We start from the raw sequence: 16,719 nt of genomic DNA on the forward strand, positions 1-16,719 counted from the left end.
GCTGAGAGCAGCCTGTCAATCCGCCGCCGCGCGGACCAGCGGCAGTCGGGCCCGCGCCGGTCGGACTCGCCGGTCGGACCCGCGCCGGTCGGACCCGCGCCGATCGCTCAGCTCTTGCGGCTGACCGCCCGCTTGGCCGTGGCCCGCTTGGTCGCGGCGGACCGGCGCGCCGGGGCCGCCGCGCCGGCGGGGGCCGTGCCGGCCGCGGCCGTGGCGACCGCCCGCTTGCGCGGTGCCTTCGGCTGCTGGACGAAGGTCCCCTCGAGCAGCGGCGCGAGGAACTGGCCGGTGTAGCTCTCGGCGGTGGCCGCGACCTCCTCGGGGGTGCCCTCGGCGACGACGTAGCCGCCGCGGTTGCCGCCCTCGGGCCCATGTCGATCACCCAGTCGGCGGTCTTGATCACGTCGAGGTTGTGCTCGATCACCAGCACGGTGTTGCCCTGGTCGACGAGCCGGCCGAGCACCAGGAGCAGCTTGCGGATGTCCTCGAAGTGCAGGCCGGTGGTCGGCTCGTCGAGCACGTAGACCGTGCGGCCGGTGGACCGCTTCTGCAGCTCGGCGGCGAGCTTGACCCGCTGGGCCTCGCCCCCGGACAGGGTCGGCGCCGGCTGGCCGAGCCGGACGTAGCCGAGACCGACGTCCACGAGGGTGCGCAGGTGCCGGGCGATCGCCGGGATCGCCTCGAAGAACTCCACCGCCTCCTCGATAGGCATGTCGAGCACCTCGGCGACGGTCTTGCCCTTGTAGTGCACCTCGAGCGTCTCCCGGTTGTAGCGGGCGCCGTGGCAGACCTCGCACGGGACGTAGACGTCGGGCAGGAAGTTCATCTCGATCTTGATCGTGCCGTCGCCGGCGCAGGCCTCGCAGCGGCCGCCCTTGACGTTGAACGAGAACCGGCCCTGCTGGTAGCCACGGATCTTCGCCTCCGGGGTGCTGGCGAAGAGCTTCCGGACGTGGTCGAAGACGCCGGTGTAGGTGGCCGGGTTGGACCGCGGGGTGCGGCCGATCGGCGACTGGTCGACGTGGATCACCTTGTCGACGTTGTCGAGGCCCTCGATGCGCCGGTGCCGCCCCGGGACGGTGCGCGCGTTGTAGATCTGCTTGGCCAGCGAGGTGTAGAGGATGTCGTTGACCAGGGTGGACTTGCCGGATCCGGAGACACCGGTGACCGCGACGAACACCCCGAGCGGGAAGGCCACGTCGATGTCCTGCAGGTTGTGCTCGCGGGCTCCGCGGACCACGAGCTGCCGGCCGGGCGTCCGCGGGCGGCGTACGTCGGGCACCGGGATCTTCTTGCGGCCGGAGAGGTAGAGGCCGGTCTGGGAGTCGCGGTGGTCGAGCAGCTCCTGGACCGTGCCGGAGACGACCACCTGTCCCCCGTGCTCACCGGCGCCGGGACCGATGTCGACCACCCAGTCGGCGACCCGGATGGTGTCCTCGTCGTGCTCGACCACGATCAGGGTGTTGCCGAGGTCCTTGAGCCGGACCAGGGTCTCGATCAGCCGGTGGTTGTCACGCTGGTGCAGCCCGATCGACGGCTCGTCGAGGACGTAGAGCACGCCGACGAGCCCGGCGCCGATCTGGGTCGCGAGCCGGATCCGCTGCGCCTCGCCGCCGGACAGCGAGCCCGACGGCCGGTCGAGCGAGAGGTAGTCCAGGCCGACGTCGAGGAGGAAGTTGAGCCGCTCCTGGATCTCCTTGAGCACCCGCTCGGCGATCTGCTTCTCGCGCGTCGACAGCTCGATGGTGCGCAGGAAGTCGGCGGTCTCGTTGATCGGCAGCGCGCAGACCTCGGCGATGCTCTTGCCGCCCAGGGTGACCGCCATCGACACCGGCTTGAGCCGCGAGCCGGCGCACGTCGGGCACGGCACCTCGCGCATGAAGCCCTCGAAACGCTCCCGGCTGGTGTCGGACTCGGCCTCCCGGTGCCGGCGCTCGATGTAGGGACGGACGCCCTCGAAGCTGGTGTAGTAGGAGCGCTCCCGGCCGTAGCGGTTGGTGTGCCGCACGTGCACCTTGGTGCTGTGCCCGTCGAGGATCGACTTGCGGGCCTTGGCGGACAGGTCCTCCCAGGGCGTGTTCAGGTCGAACCCGAGCTCGTCGCCGAGCGCGTTGAGCAGCCGCAGGAAGAAGTCGGAGACGTGCGCCCCCGACCACGGGCCGATCACGCCCTCACCGAGGGTCTGGGAGGGATCGGCGATGACCAGCTCGGGGTCGACCTCCATCCGGGTGCCCAGACCGTGGCAGGCGACACAGGCGCCGAACGGCGAGTTGAACGAGAACGACCGCGGCTCGAGGTCGTCGGTGTCGATCGCGTGGTCGTTGGGGCAGGCCATCTTCTCCGAGAACCGCATCTCGCGGCCCGGGTCCTTGTCCGGCAGGTCGACGAAGTCGAGCAGCACCAGGCCGCCGGCCAGGCCGAGCGCGGTCTCCACCGAGTCGGTGAGCCGGCGCTTGGCGGACTCCTTGACCGCCAGCCGGTCGACGACGACCTCGATCGTGTGCTTCTTCTGCTTGTCGAGCTTCGGCGGCTCGGTCAGCGGATAGGTCTCACCGTTGACCCGGGCCCGGGAGAAGCCCTGGGTCTGGAGCTGGCGGAACAGGTCGACGTACTCGCCCTTGCGGCCGCGGATCACCGGCGCGAGGACCTGGAACCGGCGGCCCTCCTCGAGGGTGAGCACGCGGTCCACGATCTGCTGCGGGGTCTGCCGCGAGATCGGCGCGCCGCAGGTCGGGCAGTGCGGCCGGCCGGCGCGGGCGTAGAGCAGCCGGAGGTAGTCGTAGACCTCGGTGATCGTGCCGACCGTCGAGCGCGGGTTCTTCGACGTGGACTTCTGGTCGATCGAGACGGCCGGGCTCAGGCCCTCGATGAAGTCGACGTCCGGCTTGTCCATCTGGCCGAGGAACTGCCGGGCGTAGGCCGACAGCGACTCGACGTAGCGGCGCTGCCCCTCGGCGAAGATGGTGTCGAACGCGAGGCTCGACTTGCCGGACCCGGAGAGCCCCGTGAAGACGATGAGCGCGTCACGGGGAAGGTCGAGGGAGACGTCCTTGAGGTTGTGCTCCCGGGCTCCCCGGATGATCAGCTGGTCAGCCACGGAAGGTCCTCGCTGTCGGCTCTGGTGCGGTGCGGGCAGCACCCTTGACCCGTGGGCACGGGTGTTCGAACAGGTGTTCGCCATGATACCGGTTCTGGACAAACCGAGGCTCGGGGCCACGGTCGTCCGGCGGCTCGAGACGGGTCACGCCTCCTGACGCTAACCGGGAGCACCGACAAGTTCTTCCCGGGCCGGACCGGATCGAGGCAGCCACGCCCGTGACCCCTGCCACAGTCCGTCGTTGTCCCGGAGGAGCCGTCCCCGACGGGCGGCCGGAGAGCAGCGGAGGTCGAGGGTGATGGGCGAAGAGCGCCGAGCAACGGGCCGGGCGGTCCGAGCCCGCCGGGCAGGCCTGATGGCGGGCGGGGTCGCCGCGGTGGTCGTGGCCGCGCTGCTGCCGTCCCCGGCGTACGCGCACGGCGGCGACGGTCACGCGGAGAGGATGCACACGGAGTACGCCGCCGGGACCACCGTCCCGCTGGTGACCAGCCCGAACATGCACCTGGTGTCGAGCAACCCCGGCTCCGCCGGCATCTCCGGCTGCTTCATGAAGTCCGCCCCGCTGTTCGTGGTCTCCAACCTGGACTCGGTGAAGGTGTACGACGTCGGCGACCCGGCCCGGCCCACGTTGGCCGGTGTGCTGCCGAGCCTCCAGTTCGAGAACGAGGCGATGAGCTGCGGCGAACGCCGGACCGGGAGCGGCACCTCGCGGTTCGTCCTGATCGGTGTCGACCTCTACCAGGCCTCGCCCGACGACCTCGACCACGCGAACCTGAGGCCGCTCGACGGCTACGAGATGGTCCTGGTCGACGTCACCGACCCCGCCGCACCGAGGATCCGCTCCCGCGCCGCCAGCACGACCAGCACCCACACGGTCACCTGCGTCGCGGACACGGACTGCCGCTACGTCTACTCGGCAGGCAGCGGCACCTCCTTCTCGGTGTTCGACCTGACCGACCTCGACCACCCGGTCGAGGTGGACAGCGACCCGGCGGTGCCCGGGGTGCAGCCCTTCGAGTCGCCGACGGCCGGCCACAAGTGGAACTTCGACGGAGCGGGCTACGGCACCCACACCGGGTGGGGAGGCTCGGGCATCTTCGACGTGAGCGACCCGCTCGCCCCACGGCTGGTCACCACCACCGGCGCGGCCGGCCGGGGCGAGGACCCGGCGTACCCGGGGTGGAACGACTTCATCCACCACAACTCGTTCCGGCCCAACGCCGCCGCCTTCGTGCCCGACGCGGAGCCGTCGCTGGCGAACGGCAACGTGCTGCTCGTCACCGAGGAGGACTACGAGCAGACCGACTGCAGCCTGGCCGGCTCCTTCCAGACGTGGTGGGTCAGGCGTCTCGACGGCACCCCGGACGCGATCGTGCCGCTCGACAAGGTCGAGCTCAGCGACCTCGGCACCTTCCCGGTGCCGCAGTACGCCTTCTGCTCCTCGCACTGGTTCGACTTCCACCCCTCGGGCATCGTCACGGCCGGCTTCTACGGCGGTGGCACGCAGCTGATCGACGTCCGCGACCCCCGGCACCTCTCGTCCTACGGACACGCCACCTGGGGCGCCTCCGAGGTGTGGGACAGCTACTGGGCGCCGGTCTACAACCGGAAGGGGGTCGCCACCGGCCGCTCGACGAACCTGGCCTACTCGGTCGACCTCGTGCGAGGCCTGGACGTGTACGGCGTGGACCTGCCCGCCGGCGACACCGCGACCGCAGGACCGGTCCTCCCAGGCACGACGCGCGACCCGGTCGGCTGGCGGGGCTAGGGTCACCTCGACGGCAGCGGCACCCCGGGCGAGCGAGGGTGCCGCCCGCGTGGACCCGAGAGGCGGAACCCATGACCTATCACGGCTCGGTCACCCCCGGCGGCCCGGCGGAGGTCCGGGAGCTGGCGCACCTGATCATCACCAAGCTGGCGGTCAGCGAGATGGCCAACAACGTCTACCTGCTGCGCTGCCGGCTCACCGACGAGCAGGTGCTCATCGACGCCGCGGACGACGCGCCGGCGATCCTGTCGATGGTCGGCGAGGACGGCCTGGCCCGGATCGTCACCACCCACAAGCACTGGGACCACCACCGTGCGCTCCCCGACGTGGTGGCCGCCACCGGTGCCGAGACGATCGCCGGCGAGGCAGACGCGGCCGAGCTGCCGGTGCCCGTGGACCGCACGGTCACCGACGGCGACCGGATCGCGGTCGGCCGGGCCGAGCTGGAGGTGATGCACCTCGTCGGGCACACACCGGGATCGATCGCGCTGCTCTACGACGACCCGAACGGCACCCCGCACCTGTTCACCGGCGACTCCCTCTTCCCCGGCGGGGTGGGCAAGACCTGGTCGGAGGAGGACTTCGGGACCCTCGTCGACGACGTGGAGCACAAGGTCTTCGACCGGCTGCCCGACGAGACGTGGTTCTACCCCGGCCACGGGGACGACTCCACCCTCGGCGCCGAGCGGCCCCAGCTCGGGGAGTGGCGCCGGCGCGGCTGGTGACCGACGACACGTCCACCGCTGACCGGGTTGTCCGCAAACGCCCACATCAGTCGCCGTCCGGGCCTACCGTCAGGCCATGGGCAAGTTACCCGGGATGCTGGTGGTGTGCGTGGTGGCCGTGGTGTGCGGTCTTCTCGGGGCTGTCGGCGGCGTCACGCTGCTGCAGTCACAGCTCCAGGGACCGCAGGGTCCGACCGGGCTGCAGGGCGCCCCGGGTGAGCCGGGAGCGGCCGGTGTCGACGGGGTGGACGGCGTCGACGGGGAGCCCGGCGCCCGCGGACCCCGGGGAGCAGCCGGCAAGCCTGGCAAGCCCGGCAAGGCGGCAGCCGACCAGCCGGTGGACATCGGCACCCAGAACTGCGCCGGCCGGTCGGTCGACGTGGTGACCGACGTGACGATCCGCGGCACCAAGATGCAGCTCCAGAAGCAACCGGTCTGCGTCACGGGCTGAGACTCCCGTAGCCTGCGGCCATGATCGAGCTCAGGACGCCGGTGGAGATCGAGCAGATGCGGCCGGCCGGCCGCTTCGTCGCCGAGGTGCTGACCCGGCTGCGTGAGGCCGCCGACGTGGGAGTCAACCTGCTCGAGCTCGACGCGCTGGCGCACCGGATGATCCGCGAGCGCGGCGCCGAGTCCTGCTACATCGACTACCACCCGTCGTTCGGCGCGCGCCCGTTCGGCTACGTGCTCTGCACCTCGGTCAACGACGCGGTGCTGCACGGTCTCCCCCACGACTACGTGCTGCAGGACGGGGACCTGCTGAGCGTCGACTTCGCCGCCTCCGTCGACGGCTGGGTCTCCGACTCCGCGCTGAGCGTCGTCGTCGGCACGCCGCGCGACGGGGACCTGGAGCTGATCGCGGTCGCCGAGCAGGCGCTCGAGGCCGGGATCGGGGCGGCAGTGCCGGGCAACCGGATCGGCGACATCTCCGCCGCGATCGCCGCGGTCGCCCACGGCGCCGGCCTGTCGATCAACACCGAGTTCGGCGGCCACGGGGTGGGCCGCACCATGCACGGCGACCCGCACGTGGCCAACGACGGTCGTCCCGGGCGCGGGTATCCGCTCAAGCCAGGGCTGGTCATCGCCATCGAGCCGTGGTTCCTGGCGGCCACCGACGAGCTCCGGATGGACCCCGACGGCTGGACGCTGCGCAGCGCCGACGGCTCGCGCGGCGCCCACGCCGAGCACACCGTCGCGATCACCGCTGACGGCCCGCTGGTGCTCACCGCGCGGGACTGACCCGGCGCGTCCGGCACCTCACAGCGGCCGTTGGTACTGCACCGCGCGGCCGATCGGCCGGTAGCCGAGCTGCTCGTTGACCGCGATCATGTGGTCGTTGGACTCGGCGTTCCAGGTGTCGACGGTCTCGAGCTGCGGCTCGGCCTCGTGCAGCCAGCGCACCATGCCGGCCTTGAGCAGCAGCCCGAGCCGGTGCCCGCGGTGCGCGCGCACGACGCTGGTGTCGTGCTGGTGGCCCAGGCCGGGCCGCTCCCCCTCGACCGCCACGATCGTGTGCCCGGCGAGGACGCCGGTCTCCCGGTGCCGGGCGAGCAGCCGGTACAGCCGCTGCCCCCGGGCCAGCACGGCGTCCTCGTAGCCGCGGACCCGCTCCGGCGGGAACACCTCGTCCTCGATGTCCAGGTCGTCGGTCGGCGCGTCGTTGATCGCCGCGGTCAGCTCGGCGACCGCGTCCAGCATCCCGGCGGGGGTGCGGCCCCCCACCCGGACCAGCTCGTACGCCGCGGCGGCGGCCCGCGCCTCGGCGTACAGCTTCTCGACCAGCTCGGGGTCGACCTCGGCGAGCACCTGCCGGCGGTTGATCGCCTGCGACCGCCGCTCGAAGCCGTGTCCCTGCGCGAAGGCCGCGAGGCCCGGGTCGTCCCAGGCGTCCGCGCCCACCTTGGTGCGGCCGCAGGCCCGCGCCTCCTCCAGGAGCCGGGCGAGCAGCGCGGTGCCGACACCGCGGCGCCGTTCGTCGGGATGCACCGACACCCCCAGCCAGGCGAGGTCGGTGTTGTCCCACTCGCTGGTCCAGAGCTCGCCGGCACCGACCAGCCGACCTGCCTCCCGGACCGCGAACAGGCGCGGCGGCTCGCCGTCCCAGCCGTGCCGCAGCATCCCGGCCAGGCCCGTCGTGGTCCACGGGTGGCTCCACGGCGCGTCGACCGCGTCGACGGCGTTGTAGAGCCCGACGACCTCCTCGACGGGGGCAGCCGCCTGCGGCTCGTCGATCCTCAGCTCCTCGATGCCCATGGCGCCAGGGTCCCCCGCCCGGGCCGCCGGGGCCACCGGTTTTCCCGGGCGTCCGTGCCGGCTGCGGGACCCGCCGGCGGCGCGACTAGCCTGGCCGCATGTCGCGGTCGTTCCTGGTGCGCCAGCTGCTCGGCTCCGCCCTGACGGGCAACGCGCTCCGCCCCCCGCAGCACTACCTCGCACAGATCCCTGCGATGTTCGCCGGCTGGCTCAGCGGCGAGCTCGCCCCGCACCTGCTCACGCTGACCGTTGCCGACACCGCCCTCCAGCTGCGTCGCCGCGATCGGAGCCGGCTCGGCCTGGTGCTGGCCGCGGCGAACACCGTCGGCCTGGCCACGCTCGTCGCTGAGTCGCTGGGGCGCGGCACCGGGTCGACGCGGCCCTGGTGGAAGGCCTCGGCGCCGACTACGAGCAGCGGCTCCGGGAGACCTACACCGACCTCGACCTGTCCACGCCGCTGAGCCAGCTGGCCTGGCCGTTCCGTCTCCTCGACGACCCCGGGCATCCCGTCGAGGTGATCCGCGACGTGCCCTACGAGGAGGCGCACGGACGCCGCGGGCTGCTGGACGTCTACCGGCAGCGCGGCGCCGACCTCGGTGCCGCGCCGGTGCTGGTCCAGGTCCACGGCGGTGCGTGGACCATCGGCAGCAAGGACTACCAGGCCCTCCCTCTCATGCACCACATGGCGGCCCGCGGCTGGGTGTGCCTGGCGATCAACTACCGGCTCAGCCCCCGCGACCCCTGGCCGGCCCACATCGTCGACGTGAAGCGGGCCATCGCCTGGGCCCGCGAGCACGCCCACGAGTACGGCGGCGACCCGTCCTTCCTGGCCATCACCGGAGGCTCGGCGGGCGGTCACCTGGCCGCCCTCGCGGCGCTGACGCCCGGCGACCCGCGGTGGCAGCCCGGCTTCGAGGACGCCGACACCCATGTGGACGCGGCGGTGCCGTTCTACGGCGTCTACGACTTCGCCGGGGTCACCGGCACGCCGCGGGCGACGGCGATGCGCGACCGCTTCCTCGGCCCGAGGGTCCTCGTCGCCGACCCGCGGGAGCGGCTGGCCGACTTCGAGGAGGCCTCTCCCCTGCTCCGCGTCGGCCCGGACGCACCCCCGACGATGCTGATCCACGGCCGCCGCGACTCCCTCGTCGAGGTCGGCCAGGCCCGGGAGATGGCGCGCACGCTCCGGGCGACCAGCAAGCGCGAGGTGGTCTACGCCGAGCTGCCCGGGGCCCAGCACGCCTTCGACACCTTCCCCTCGATCCGCAGCGCCGCGGTGGTCCGCGGCGTGGAGCGGTTCCTGCGCTGGACCTACGACGCCGCGGTCCAGGCCGCCGTACGCGAGGAGCAGCGGTGAGCGCGATACCTCCCGAGCTGCTGGCCCGCGCCCGCGCCGCGAAAGGGTTCATGCCCGAGGACGAGGGCGACCTGCTGCACCGGGTCGCGCTCGAGCAGCTGCGTCACGGACCCGGCCTCGAGGTCGGCAGCTACTGCGGCAAGTCCGCGATCTACCTGGGCGCGGCCGCACGCGCGGTCGGCGGCACGGTCTTCACCGTGGACCACCACCGCGGGTCCGAGGAGAACCAGGTGGGCTGGGAGTACCACGACCCGACGCTCGCCGACCCGGCCACCGGCCGCCTCGACACGCTGGCGACCTTCCGCCGCACCATCGCCGACGCCGGGCTCGAGGAGCAGGTGGTGGCGGTGGTCGGCCGGTCCACGACGGTGTCGCGGCACTGGCGCACCCCGCTGTCGCTGCTGTTCGTCGACGGCGGGCACACCGACGAGCACGCCGGCAACGACTACACCGGCTTCGGGCGCTGGGTCTCCCGCGACGCCGTGATGGTCGTCCACGACGTCTTCCCCGACCCGGCCGACGGAGGCCAGGCGCCCTACCGGGTCTACCTGCGGGCGCTGGCGTGCGGCTTCGAGGAGACCGCCTCGCTCGGCTCCATGCGGGTGCTCACCCGGGTCGGCGGCGACGCCGGCGACCCGGTCAGCTGACCTGGCCGCGGGCGCCGCTGCGCACGCAGCCGCACTGCAGGCCGGTCACGGGGACGTCGTCTGGGAGCGTGCTGCCGCGGAAGATGTCCGAGCCCGGCGTGGTCCGCGACAGCGCGTCGACCGCGAGCAGGACGGCGGCGGAGGTGTACGTCGTGTGCTCCTCCGGCCAGATGGCCTGGTCGGGGTAGACGTAGCCGGTCCAGTAGCTGCCGTCCTCGCCGCGCAGGTGCTGCATCTCGTGCACCAGCGTCCGCGCCCGGTCCTGGTCGCCGACGGCGTCGAGGGCGAGCGCGAGCTCGCAGGTCTCGGCCCCGGTGACCCACGGGTTGGTGTCCACGCAGCGGATCCCGAGACCCGGCACCACGAAGTCGTGCCAGCGGGAGGCCAGCAGCGCCCGGGCGTCCGGGCCGCGGACCGCACCGCCGAGCACCGGGTAGTACCAGTCCATCGAGTACGCCGACTTGTCCAGGAACAGGTCCCGGTGCCGGCGCAGCGCGTGCCCGAGCCGGCCGCAGGCGAGCGCCCAGTCCGGCTGCGGCTCCTCGAGCAGCGCCGCGATCGCCAGGCCGGCCCGCAGCGCCTGGTAGATGCTCGAGCTGCCGGCCAGCAGCGCACTGTCGTCCACGCGTCCCTCGGCGTCCCGGGCCCAGGCGATCCCGCCGAAGGGCACCTGCAGCCCGACCACGAAGTCCAGCGCGGCCCGGACCGCCGGCCACGTCCGGCGTACGAAGCTCTCGTCGCGTCGGACCAGCCAGTGGTGCCAGACGCCGACCGCGAGGTAGGCGCTCATGTTCGTCTCGGCGACGGGGTCGTCGACCCGGCCGCCGAGGAAGGTCATCGGCCAGGAGCCGTCGGGCCGCTGGGTCTCCAGGCACCAGTCGTAGGCACGGTGCGCGGCCTCGACCTCGCCCCCCACCAGCAGCGCCATCGCCGCCTCGACGTGGTTCCACACGTCGGTGTGCTGGCCCTGCGCCCACGGCAGGGCACCATCGGGCTCCTGGAGGGCGGCGACGGAGGCGGCGGTGGCGGCGACCTCCGCGGCGCTGATCAGCCCGGGGAGGGCCGGGAGCTCAGGACGCATCCGGCTTGCGCAGGTAGACGACCAGGCTCTTGCCGACCAGCGGGTTGAGCACCCGCTCGGCGACCCGGGTCAGCCTCGGCCGCTTCATGATGTCCCAGACCAGCAGCCGGTGGTAGCCCTTGACCAGCGGGTGCTGGTCGTTGTCGACGCCGACCGCGCACTTGAGCCACCAGTACGGCGCGTGCAGGGCGTGCGCGTGGTGCCGGCCGAGCAGCTCCAGCCCGGCCGCCTCCAGCTTCCCCACCAGCTCGTCGCCGGTGTAGATCCGGACGTGGCCGCCCTCCACCTCGTGGTAGGCGTCGGAGAGCGCCCAGCACACCTTCTCCGGCAGCCAGCGCGGCACGGTCACGGCGATCGTGCCGCCCGGGCGCAGCACCCGGACCAGCTCGGCGATCGCGGCGGTGTCGTCGGGGATGTGCTCGAGGACCTCCGCGGCGACGACCCGGTCGAACTCGGCGTCGGGGAACGGCATCGCGAGCGCGTCGCCCTGCTTGATGTCGGCCTCCGCCCCGGCCGGCACCTCGCCGGCGACCCTCATCGCGCCGAACAGCTCCAGGACACCGGCGAGCTCGTCGCCGTCCTGGTCGAAGGCCACCACGTCGGCGCCCCTGCGGAACATCTCGAACGCGTGCCGGCCGGCGCCGCAGCCCATGTCGAGGACGCGCTCACCGGCCCGCAGCCCGAGCCGGTCGAAGTCCACGGTCAGCATCGTCGTCTCCTCGTCACCCGTGCCAGCCGGGGCTCTTCTCTGGTGGGACCGGCGCCGGCGGCCGCCTCGACGGCCTCGCGGTACGCGGCGGCGGTCCGCTCGGCCACGGCCCGCCAGCCGAACTCGTCGAGGGCGCGCTGTCGACCGGCGGCCCCCATCCGGGCCCGGCGGTCCGGGTCGTCGAGCAGCGCCTCGAGCGCCAGCACGAGCTCGCCGACGTCGCCGGGCGTGACCAGCTCGGCGCACAGCCCCTCGGGGCCGACGACCTCCGGGATCGCCCCGGCCCGGCTGACCACCAGCGGCGTGGCGCAGGCCATCGCCTCCACGGTGGGCAGCGAGAAGCCCTCGTAGAGCGACGGCACGCAGGCGATCTCGGCCGAGCCGACGACGGCGGCGAGCTCGGCGTCGGAGATCCCGTGCACGAACCGCACCGCGTCGCCGATCGCGAGCCGCTCGATGAGCTGCTCGGTCGGTCCGCCCGGCTTGGGCCGGCTGACCAGCAGCAGCTCCACGTCGCGTTCGGTGCGCAGCTTGGCGAACGCCTCGAGGAGCACGCCGGTGCCCTTCATCGGGGTGTCGGCGCTGGCCATCGCCACGATGCGGCCGGGCACCCGCGGGGCCACCGCCTCGTCGGGAGGACGGAAGGCCGAGTCCACGCCGAGCGGCACGACCCGGATCCGCTCCGGGTCCACGCCGAAGTCCGCGACGATGTCCCGCGCCGAGCTCTCGCTGACCGTGAGGACGGTGGCCAGCCGGCGGGCCACCCGCGCCTGCATGCGCAGGAAGCCGTACCAGCGGCGCAGGCCCAGCCGCTTCTTCCAGGTGCCGGCCGCGGCCAGGTCGACGCGGCGGTCGAACGTGATCGGGTGGTGGATGGTGGCCACCAGCGGCAGACCGGCCCGCTCCAGGCCGAGCAGCGCGTCGCCGAGCGTCTGGTTGTCGTGGACCACGTCGAAGTCGTCGAGCCGCTCCCGGAGCATCCGGGCCACCCGCAGGCTGAAGGTGCGCGGCTCCGGGAAACCGGCGGTCCACATCGTCGCGACCTCCAGCACGTCCACGGCGTCGCGGATCTCCGAGGGCCGCGGGGTCCGGAACGGGTCCGGCTCGCGGTAGAGGTCGAGGCTGGGCACCGGGGTGAGCCGGACCCCGGGGTCGAGCTCGGGATAGGGCTGACCGGAGAAGACCTCGACCTCGTGGCCGAGGGCGACGAGCTCGCGGCTCAGGTGCCGGACGTAGACACCCTGCCCGCCACAGTGCGGCTTGCTGCGGTAGGACAGCAGAGCGATGCGCAAGCCGGTCTCCCGCAGCGGTCTCGAAGGGTCATGGTCGGTCCAGAGGGGTGCAACAGGTTCCTATTGTGCAGGTCGCCGGTGCTAGCCTGGTCGTCGCCCTGGACCCGTGAGAAGCGCAGGAGGGCCACGGTCTTGACCGCCACCGCGTCGCTGACCGTCGACACGCTGGGCTCGGCCACGCAGCGCGAGCGGCACCAGCGGATCCTCGACGTCACCCTCGAGCTGGCCACCGCCGGCGGCTACGACGCCGTGCAGATGCGCGAGGTCGCCGATCGCGCCGGGGTCGCGATGGGCACCCTCTACCGCTACTTCCCCTCCAAGCTGCACCTGCTGGTCAGCTGCCTGGCCCGGGAGCTGGAGCGCTCGAACGCCCGGCTGGACCGTCGGCCGGTGAGCGGCGGCACCGCCGCGGACCGGGTCGCGCACGTCCTGGACAAGATGACCCAGGGGCTGCGCCGCGACCCGCACCTGACCGAGGCGCTGACCCGGGCGTTCATGTTCGCCGACGCCTCCGTGGCCGCCGAGATCGCGGTCGTCGAGGGCCACGTCTCGCACCTCCTGCTGCACGCGATGGCCGGTCCCGAGCCCGACCCCGAGGCCGGCACCGGCCCCGGGACCGCACCCGGGGGCGAGGCCCAGCGCGACGTCGCCAAGGTGATCGGCGACGTGTGGCTGGCCAGCCTGGTCCAGTGGGTGACCGGTCGCACCTCCGCCGAGGACGTCTCGCGCTCGCTCGACGTCGCGGTGCGGCTGCTGCTCAGCGGATCCCGGTGACCCGCTCCCCCGACGACCCGGGCGTCCCTGCCACCCCGCCCGCCCCGCGGCGATAGCCTGCCGCCCATGCCCGATCAGCCTGACCTGCCCGAGTCCGCCGCGGCGTCGCTGCTGCCCACCCTGCCGGCCGAGCTCGGCGCGGCGGTGCGCGAGTGCGCCGACGACCTGGTCGCCGCCTCGCCGCAGCGCACCGGCACGGTGTCGGTCTGGCTGGGCGACCTCGACCTCGCCGTGCACCTGAGCCACGACGCCGACGCCGAGCACTACGCCGCCAGCACGATGAAGCTGCCGCTGCTGCTCGCGGCCTACCGACGCCACGAGGACGGCTCCCTCGACCTCGACGCCGAGGTGCCCGTGCACAACCGGTTCGCCTCCGCGGCGGACGGCACGGCGTACTCCCTAGACCGCGACGACGACCAGGACGACGAGACCTGGGAGCTGGTCGGTGGCCGCAGCTCGCTGCGCCGGCTCGCCGAGCACGCCACCGTGAGGTCGGGCAACCTCGCCACGAACCTGCTGCTGGAGCACGTCGGCGCCGGTGCCGTCGCCTCGGTGCTCTCCGACGCGGGCTGCTCCTCGTCGACGACGCTGCTGCGCGGGATCGAGGACGCCGTGGCCCGGGAGGCGGGCCTGGACAACGTCGTGACCGCGGCCGACCTCGGGCAGGTGCTGCGCGGCATCGGCAACCGCTCGCTGGCCCAGCCGGCGACCTGCGTCGCGGTCGAGGAGGTGCTGTCGCGGCAGACCTACCGCGACGGGATCCCCGCCGGGGTGCCGGCCGGTACGCCCGTCGCCAACAAGACCGGCTGGGTCGAGGGGGTCAGCCACGACGTGGCCCTGGTCCGGCCCGAGCGTCGGCCCGCCTACGTGCTGGTGGTGCTGACCTCCGTCGACGTGCCGGAGGAGACGGCCACCGAGGCCATCGCCGACATCAGCGCGCTGGTCTGGGAGGGGTGGCACCGGTGACCCGGGTGGCCGGGGTCGCGACCACCCGACTGTCCGCGCGGCTGCACACGCCGTTCGTCACCGCGCTGCGCCGCACCACCACCGTGGACACGGTCGTGGTCCGCGTCACCGACAGCGACGGCGTCACCGGCTGGGGCGAGGCGCCGCAGGTGTGGCAGGTGACCGGCGAGTCGCTCGCCGGCGCCGAGGCCTGCCTGGAGGGACCGCTGGCGGCGGTGGTCACGGGGCGGTCCGTCGAGGACCTGGCCGCGACCTGCCGGGCCGTGCAGCACGCGGTCGCCGGGAACCACGGCGCGAAGGCGGCCCTCGACGTCGCCCTGCACGACCTCGCCGCCCGCCGGCAGGGGCTCAGCCTGCCCCGGTTCCTGGGCACCGACGTGCACCGGCTGCCCACCGACGTCACGCTGGCCGCCGGCGACGCCGGGACCCTCGCCGCCACGGCCGGCCAACGGGTCGGTGACGGCTTCGAGGTGCTGAAGATGAAGGTCGGCACCGACGCCGCGACCGACGTCGCTCGGGTGCTCGCGGTGCGGGAGGCGGTCGGCCCGGACGTCTCGCTGCGCCTCGACGCCAACCAGGGCTGGACCCCGCGCGAGGCGGTGACCGTGGTCTCCGCGCTCGAGGACGCCGGTGCCGCCGTCGAGCTGGTGGAGCAGCCGGTGCCGGCCGCGGACCTGGACGGCCTGGCGTGGGTCACCGCGCGCGTCGGTACGCCGGTGATGGCCGACGAGTCGGTCTACGGCCTCCGCGACCTCGTCGAGGTGATCCGGAGGCGGGCCGCCGACCACGTCAACGTGAAGCTCGCCAAGTGCGGTGGCCTCTCGGTCGGCCGGGCGTTGCTCGACCTGGCCCACGCGCACGGGATGGGGACGATCGTCGGGTCGATGATGGAGTCGCCGCTCGGCGTCGGCGCGGCCGCCAGCCTGGCCGCGGCGGCCGGCACCACCCTGGTGCCGGACCTGGACGCGGCGTGGTGGCTCGCCGCCTCACCCTTCCACGGCGGGCTCAGCTACGACGGCGCCTCGGTCGTGCTGCCCGACACCGCCGGCCTCGGCGTCGAGGGGCTGCGATGAGCCGGCACCCGCTGCACGGGCACCCCGACCTGCGGGAGGTGAGCGTCCCCGTCGCCACCATGTGGACCGGGCCGGACGCGCCCCGCGACCTCGACGAGGCCGCCGTCCGGGACCGGCCCGACGCCGCCGAGTGGGTGGCCGTCCTGGATGCCGAGGGCACCCCGGAGCGGCGGCTCGGGCTGCACGGCCGCACGCTCACGCAGCTGCTGCTCGGCGACGCCGCGCTGGTGCTCGAGGAGCGGGACGACTGGGTGCGGGTGGCGGCGATCGGCCAGAGCTCGTCGGCGCACGCCCGCGGCTACCCGGGCTGGGTACGCCGCAGCCACCTCGGCGCGCCCGTCGACCGCACTGCCGGCGCGACCGCCTTCGTGGTGGTCGCCGCCGCACCGCTGCTCAGCGCGGACGGCGCCACGACGGCGCTCTCCTGCGGCACCGCTCTGGGGGTGCTGGCGGTGGCCGGGCAGGAGGTGGAGGTGCTGCTCCCGGGAGGCACGAGCGGCATGCTGCCCCGCTCGGCGGTCCGGCTGGGGCACGAGCAGCAGCAGCCGGCGTACGGCCCCGACGACCTGCTCGCCACCGCCCGGCAGTTCCTCGGGGTGCGCTACCTGTGGGGCGGCACGTCCGGGTGGGGCCTGGACTGCTCGGGGCTGGTCCACCTGACGCTGCGCACCCACGGCGTGCTGGTGCCCCGCGACGCGTTCGACCAGGCGGCGGCGACCCGCGACGTGCTGCCGGTGCCGCTCGACGAGGTGCGCCCCGGTGACCTCTACTTCTTCGCCCGGCCCGGCGAGCGGGTCTACCACGTCGGCTTCGTGACCCGGCCGGTCGGCGACGACGGCTCGCGCTGGATGCTGCACGCCCCGGAGGGCGGCGCCGGCTCCATCGAGGACGCCCCGATGACCTCCGACCGGGTCGAGAAGCTCGTCGCGGCCGGCCGGGTGCTCAAGCCCGACGCCGGCCAGCTCGCGACGTACTAG

General features: G+C 73.6%; 15 protein-coding genes and 1 pseudogene. 11 read left to right on the forward strand and 5 right to left on the reverse strand.

Annotated features, from left to right (window positions below):
- Positions 1 to 107: 107 nt before the first annotated feature.
- Positions 108 to 3,097 (reverse strand): annotated as a pseudogene (uvrA, locus tag H9L09_RS21245) (excinuclease ABC subunit UvrA).
- Between the two features lie 355 nt (positions 3,098 to 3,452).
- Between uvrA and H9L09_RS21250 the strand changes: the two are divergent.
- The 4 genes from H9L09_RS21250 (at position 3,453) to map (ending at position 6,829) form a co-directional block, all read left to right on the forward strand.
- The gene (locus tag H9L09_RS21250) at positions 3,453 to 4,865 is read left to right on the forward strand and encodes an LVIVD repeat-containing protein (protein ID WP_187578753.1); all 1,413 of its coding nucleotides are present in this window, start codon (positions 3,453 to 3,455) and stop codon (positions 4,863 to 4,865) included.
- 71 nt (positions 4,866 to 4,936) lie between these two features.
- Positions 4,937 to 5,590 (forward strand): MBL fold metallo-hydrolase, encoded by a 654-nt coding sequence (locus H9L09_RS21255; protein ID WP_187578754.1) that lies wholly within the window; start codon positions 4,937 to 4,939, stop codon positions 5,588 to 5,590.
- A 76-nt stretch (positions 5,591 to 5,666) separates the two neighbouring features.
- Complete coding sequence (locus tag H9L09_RS21260; RefSeq protein ID WP_187578755.1) at positions 5,667 to 6,041, forward strand: hypothetical protein; 375 nt, start codon at positions 5,667 to 5,669, stop codon at positions 6,039 to 6,041.
- A gap of 20 nt (positions 6,042 to 6,061) precedes the next feature.
- On the forward strand, positions 6,062 to 6,829 hold the full coding sequence (gene map, locus H9L09_RS21265; RefSeq protein ID WP_187578756.1) for a type I methionyl aminopeptidase: 768 nt from the start codon (positions 6,062 to 6,064) through the stop codon (positions 6,827 to 6,829).
- 18 nt (positions 6,830 to 6,847) lie between these two features.
- On the opposite strand, the gene H9L09_RS21270 is transcribed toward map, so the two are convergent.
- A complete protein-coding gene (locus H9L09_RS21270; protein WP_187578757.1) occupies positions 6,848 to 7,843 on the reverse strand; it encodes a GNAT family N-acetyltransferase in 996 nt (331 codons plus the stop codon).
- 98 nt (positions 7,844 to 7,941) lie between these two features.
- On the opposite strand from H9L09_RS21270, the gene H9L09_RS22350 reads away from it, so the two are divergent.
- The 3 genes from H9L09_RS22350 to H9L09_RS21280 are packed head-to-tail and all read left to right on the forward strand — an operon-like array spanning position 7,942 to position 9,847.
- Complete coding sequence (locus H9L09_RS22350) at positions 7,942 to 8,304, forward strand: hypothetical protein (RefSeq protein ID WP_246456159.1); 363 nt, start codon at positions 7,942 to 7,944, stop codon at positions 8,302 to 8,304.
- On the forward strand, positions 8,229 to 9,200 hold the full coding sequence (locus tag H9L09_RS21275) for an alpha/beta hydrolase (RefSeq protein WP_246456160.1): 972 nt from the start codon (positions 8,229 to 8,231) through the stop codon (positions 9,198 to 9,200). The genes H9L09_RS22350 and H9L09_RS21275 overlap by 76 nt, the downstream gene beginning before the upstream one ends.
- Positions 9,197 to 9,847 (forward strand): class I SAM-dependent methyltransferase, encoded by a 651-nt coding sequence (locus H9L09_RS21280; RefSeq protein ID WP_246456161.1) that lies wholly within the window; start codon positions 9,197 to 9,199, stop codon positions 9,845 to 9,847. Before H9L09_RS21275 ends, H9L09_RS21280 begins: the two co-directional genes overlap by 4 nt.
- Here the strand turns inward: H9L09_RS21280 and H9L09_RS21285 are convergent.
- From H9L09_RS21285 to H9L09_RS21295, 3 genes are read right to left on the reverse strand one after another with little or no spacing between them, the layout of a single operon-like run.
- Complete coding sequence (locus tag H9L09_RS21285; RefSeq protein ID WP_187578758.1) at positions 9,840 to 10,928, reverse strand: prenyltransferase; 1,089 nt, start codon at positions 10,926 to 10,928, stop codon at positions 9,840 to 9,842. The genes H9L09_RS21280 and H9L09_RS21285 overlap by 8 nt on opposite strands.
- The gene (locus H9L09_RS21290; RefSeq protein WP_187578759.1) at positions 10,918 to 11,637 is read right to left on the reverse strand and encodes a class I SAM-dependent methyltransferase; all 720 of its coding nucleotides are present in this window, start codon (positions 11,635 to 11,637) and stop codon (positions 10,918 to 10,920) included. The genes H9L09_RS21285 and H9L09_RS21290 overlap by 11 nt, the downstream gene beginning before the upstream one ends.
- Complete coding sequence (locus H9L09_RS21295; protein ID WP_187578760.1) at positions 11,631 to 12,929, reverse strand: glycosyltransferase family 4 protein; 1,299 nt, start codon at positions 12,927 to 12,929, stop codon at positions 11,631 to 11,633. The genes H9L09_RS21290 and H9L09_RS21295 overlap by 7 nt, the downstream gene beginning before the upstream one ends.
- A gap of 132 nt (positions 12,930 to 13,061) precedes the next feature.
- On the opposite strand from H9L09_RS21295, the gene H9L09_RS21300 reads away from it, so the two are divergent.
- The 4 genes from H9L09_RS21300 to H9L09_RS21315 all read left to right on the forward strand — a co-directional run bounded on the left by H9L09_RS21300 (position 13,062) and on the right by H9L09_RS21315 (position 16,719).
- On the forward strand, positions 13,062 to 13,703 hold the full coding sequence (locus H9L09_RS21300; RefSeq protein WP_246456163.1) for a TetR family transcriptional regulator: 642 nt from the start codon (positions 13,062 to 13,064) through the stop codon (positions 13,701 to 13,703).
- Positions 13,704 to 13,769: 66 nt separating this feature from the next.
- On the forward strand, positions 13,770 to 14,669 hold the full coding sequence (locus H9L09_RS21305) for a serine hydrolase (RefSeq protein ID WP_187578762.1): 900 nt from the start codon (positions 13,770 to 13,772) through the stop codon (positions 14,667 to 14,669).
- Positions 14,657 to 15,742 (forward strand): mandelate racemase/muconate lactonizing enzyme family protein, encoded by a 1,086-nt coding sequence (locus H9L09_RS21310; RefSeq protein ID WP_246456165.1) that lies wholly within the window; start codon positions 14,657 to 14,659, stop codon positions 15,740 to 15,742. Before H9L09_RS21305 ends, H9L09_RS21310 begins: the two co-directional genes overlap by 13 nt.
- Entirely contained in the window at positions 15,739 to 16,719 is a 981-nt protein-coding gene (locus H9L09_RS21315) for a C40 family peptidase (RefSeq protein WP_187578763.1), read from the forward strand. The genes H9L09_RS21310 and H9L09_RS21315 overlap by 4 nt, the downstream gene beginning before the upstream one ends.

Origin of the sequence: Nocardioides mesophilus (genome assembly GCF_014395785.1) — a bacterium.
In the GTDB taxonomy this organism is placed as follows: Bacteria; Actinomycetota; Actinomycetes; order Propionibacteriales; family Nocardioidaceae; genus Nocardioides_B; species Nocardioides_B mesophilus.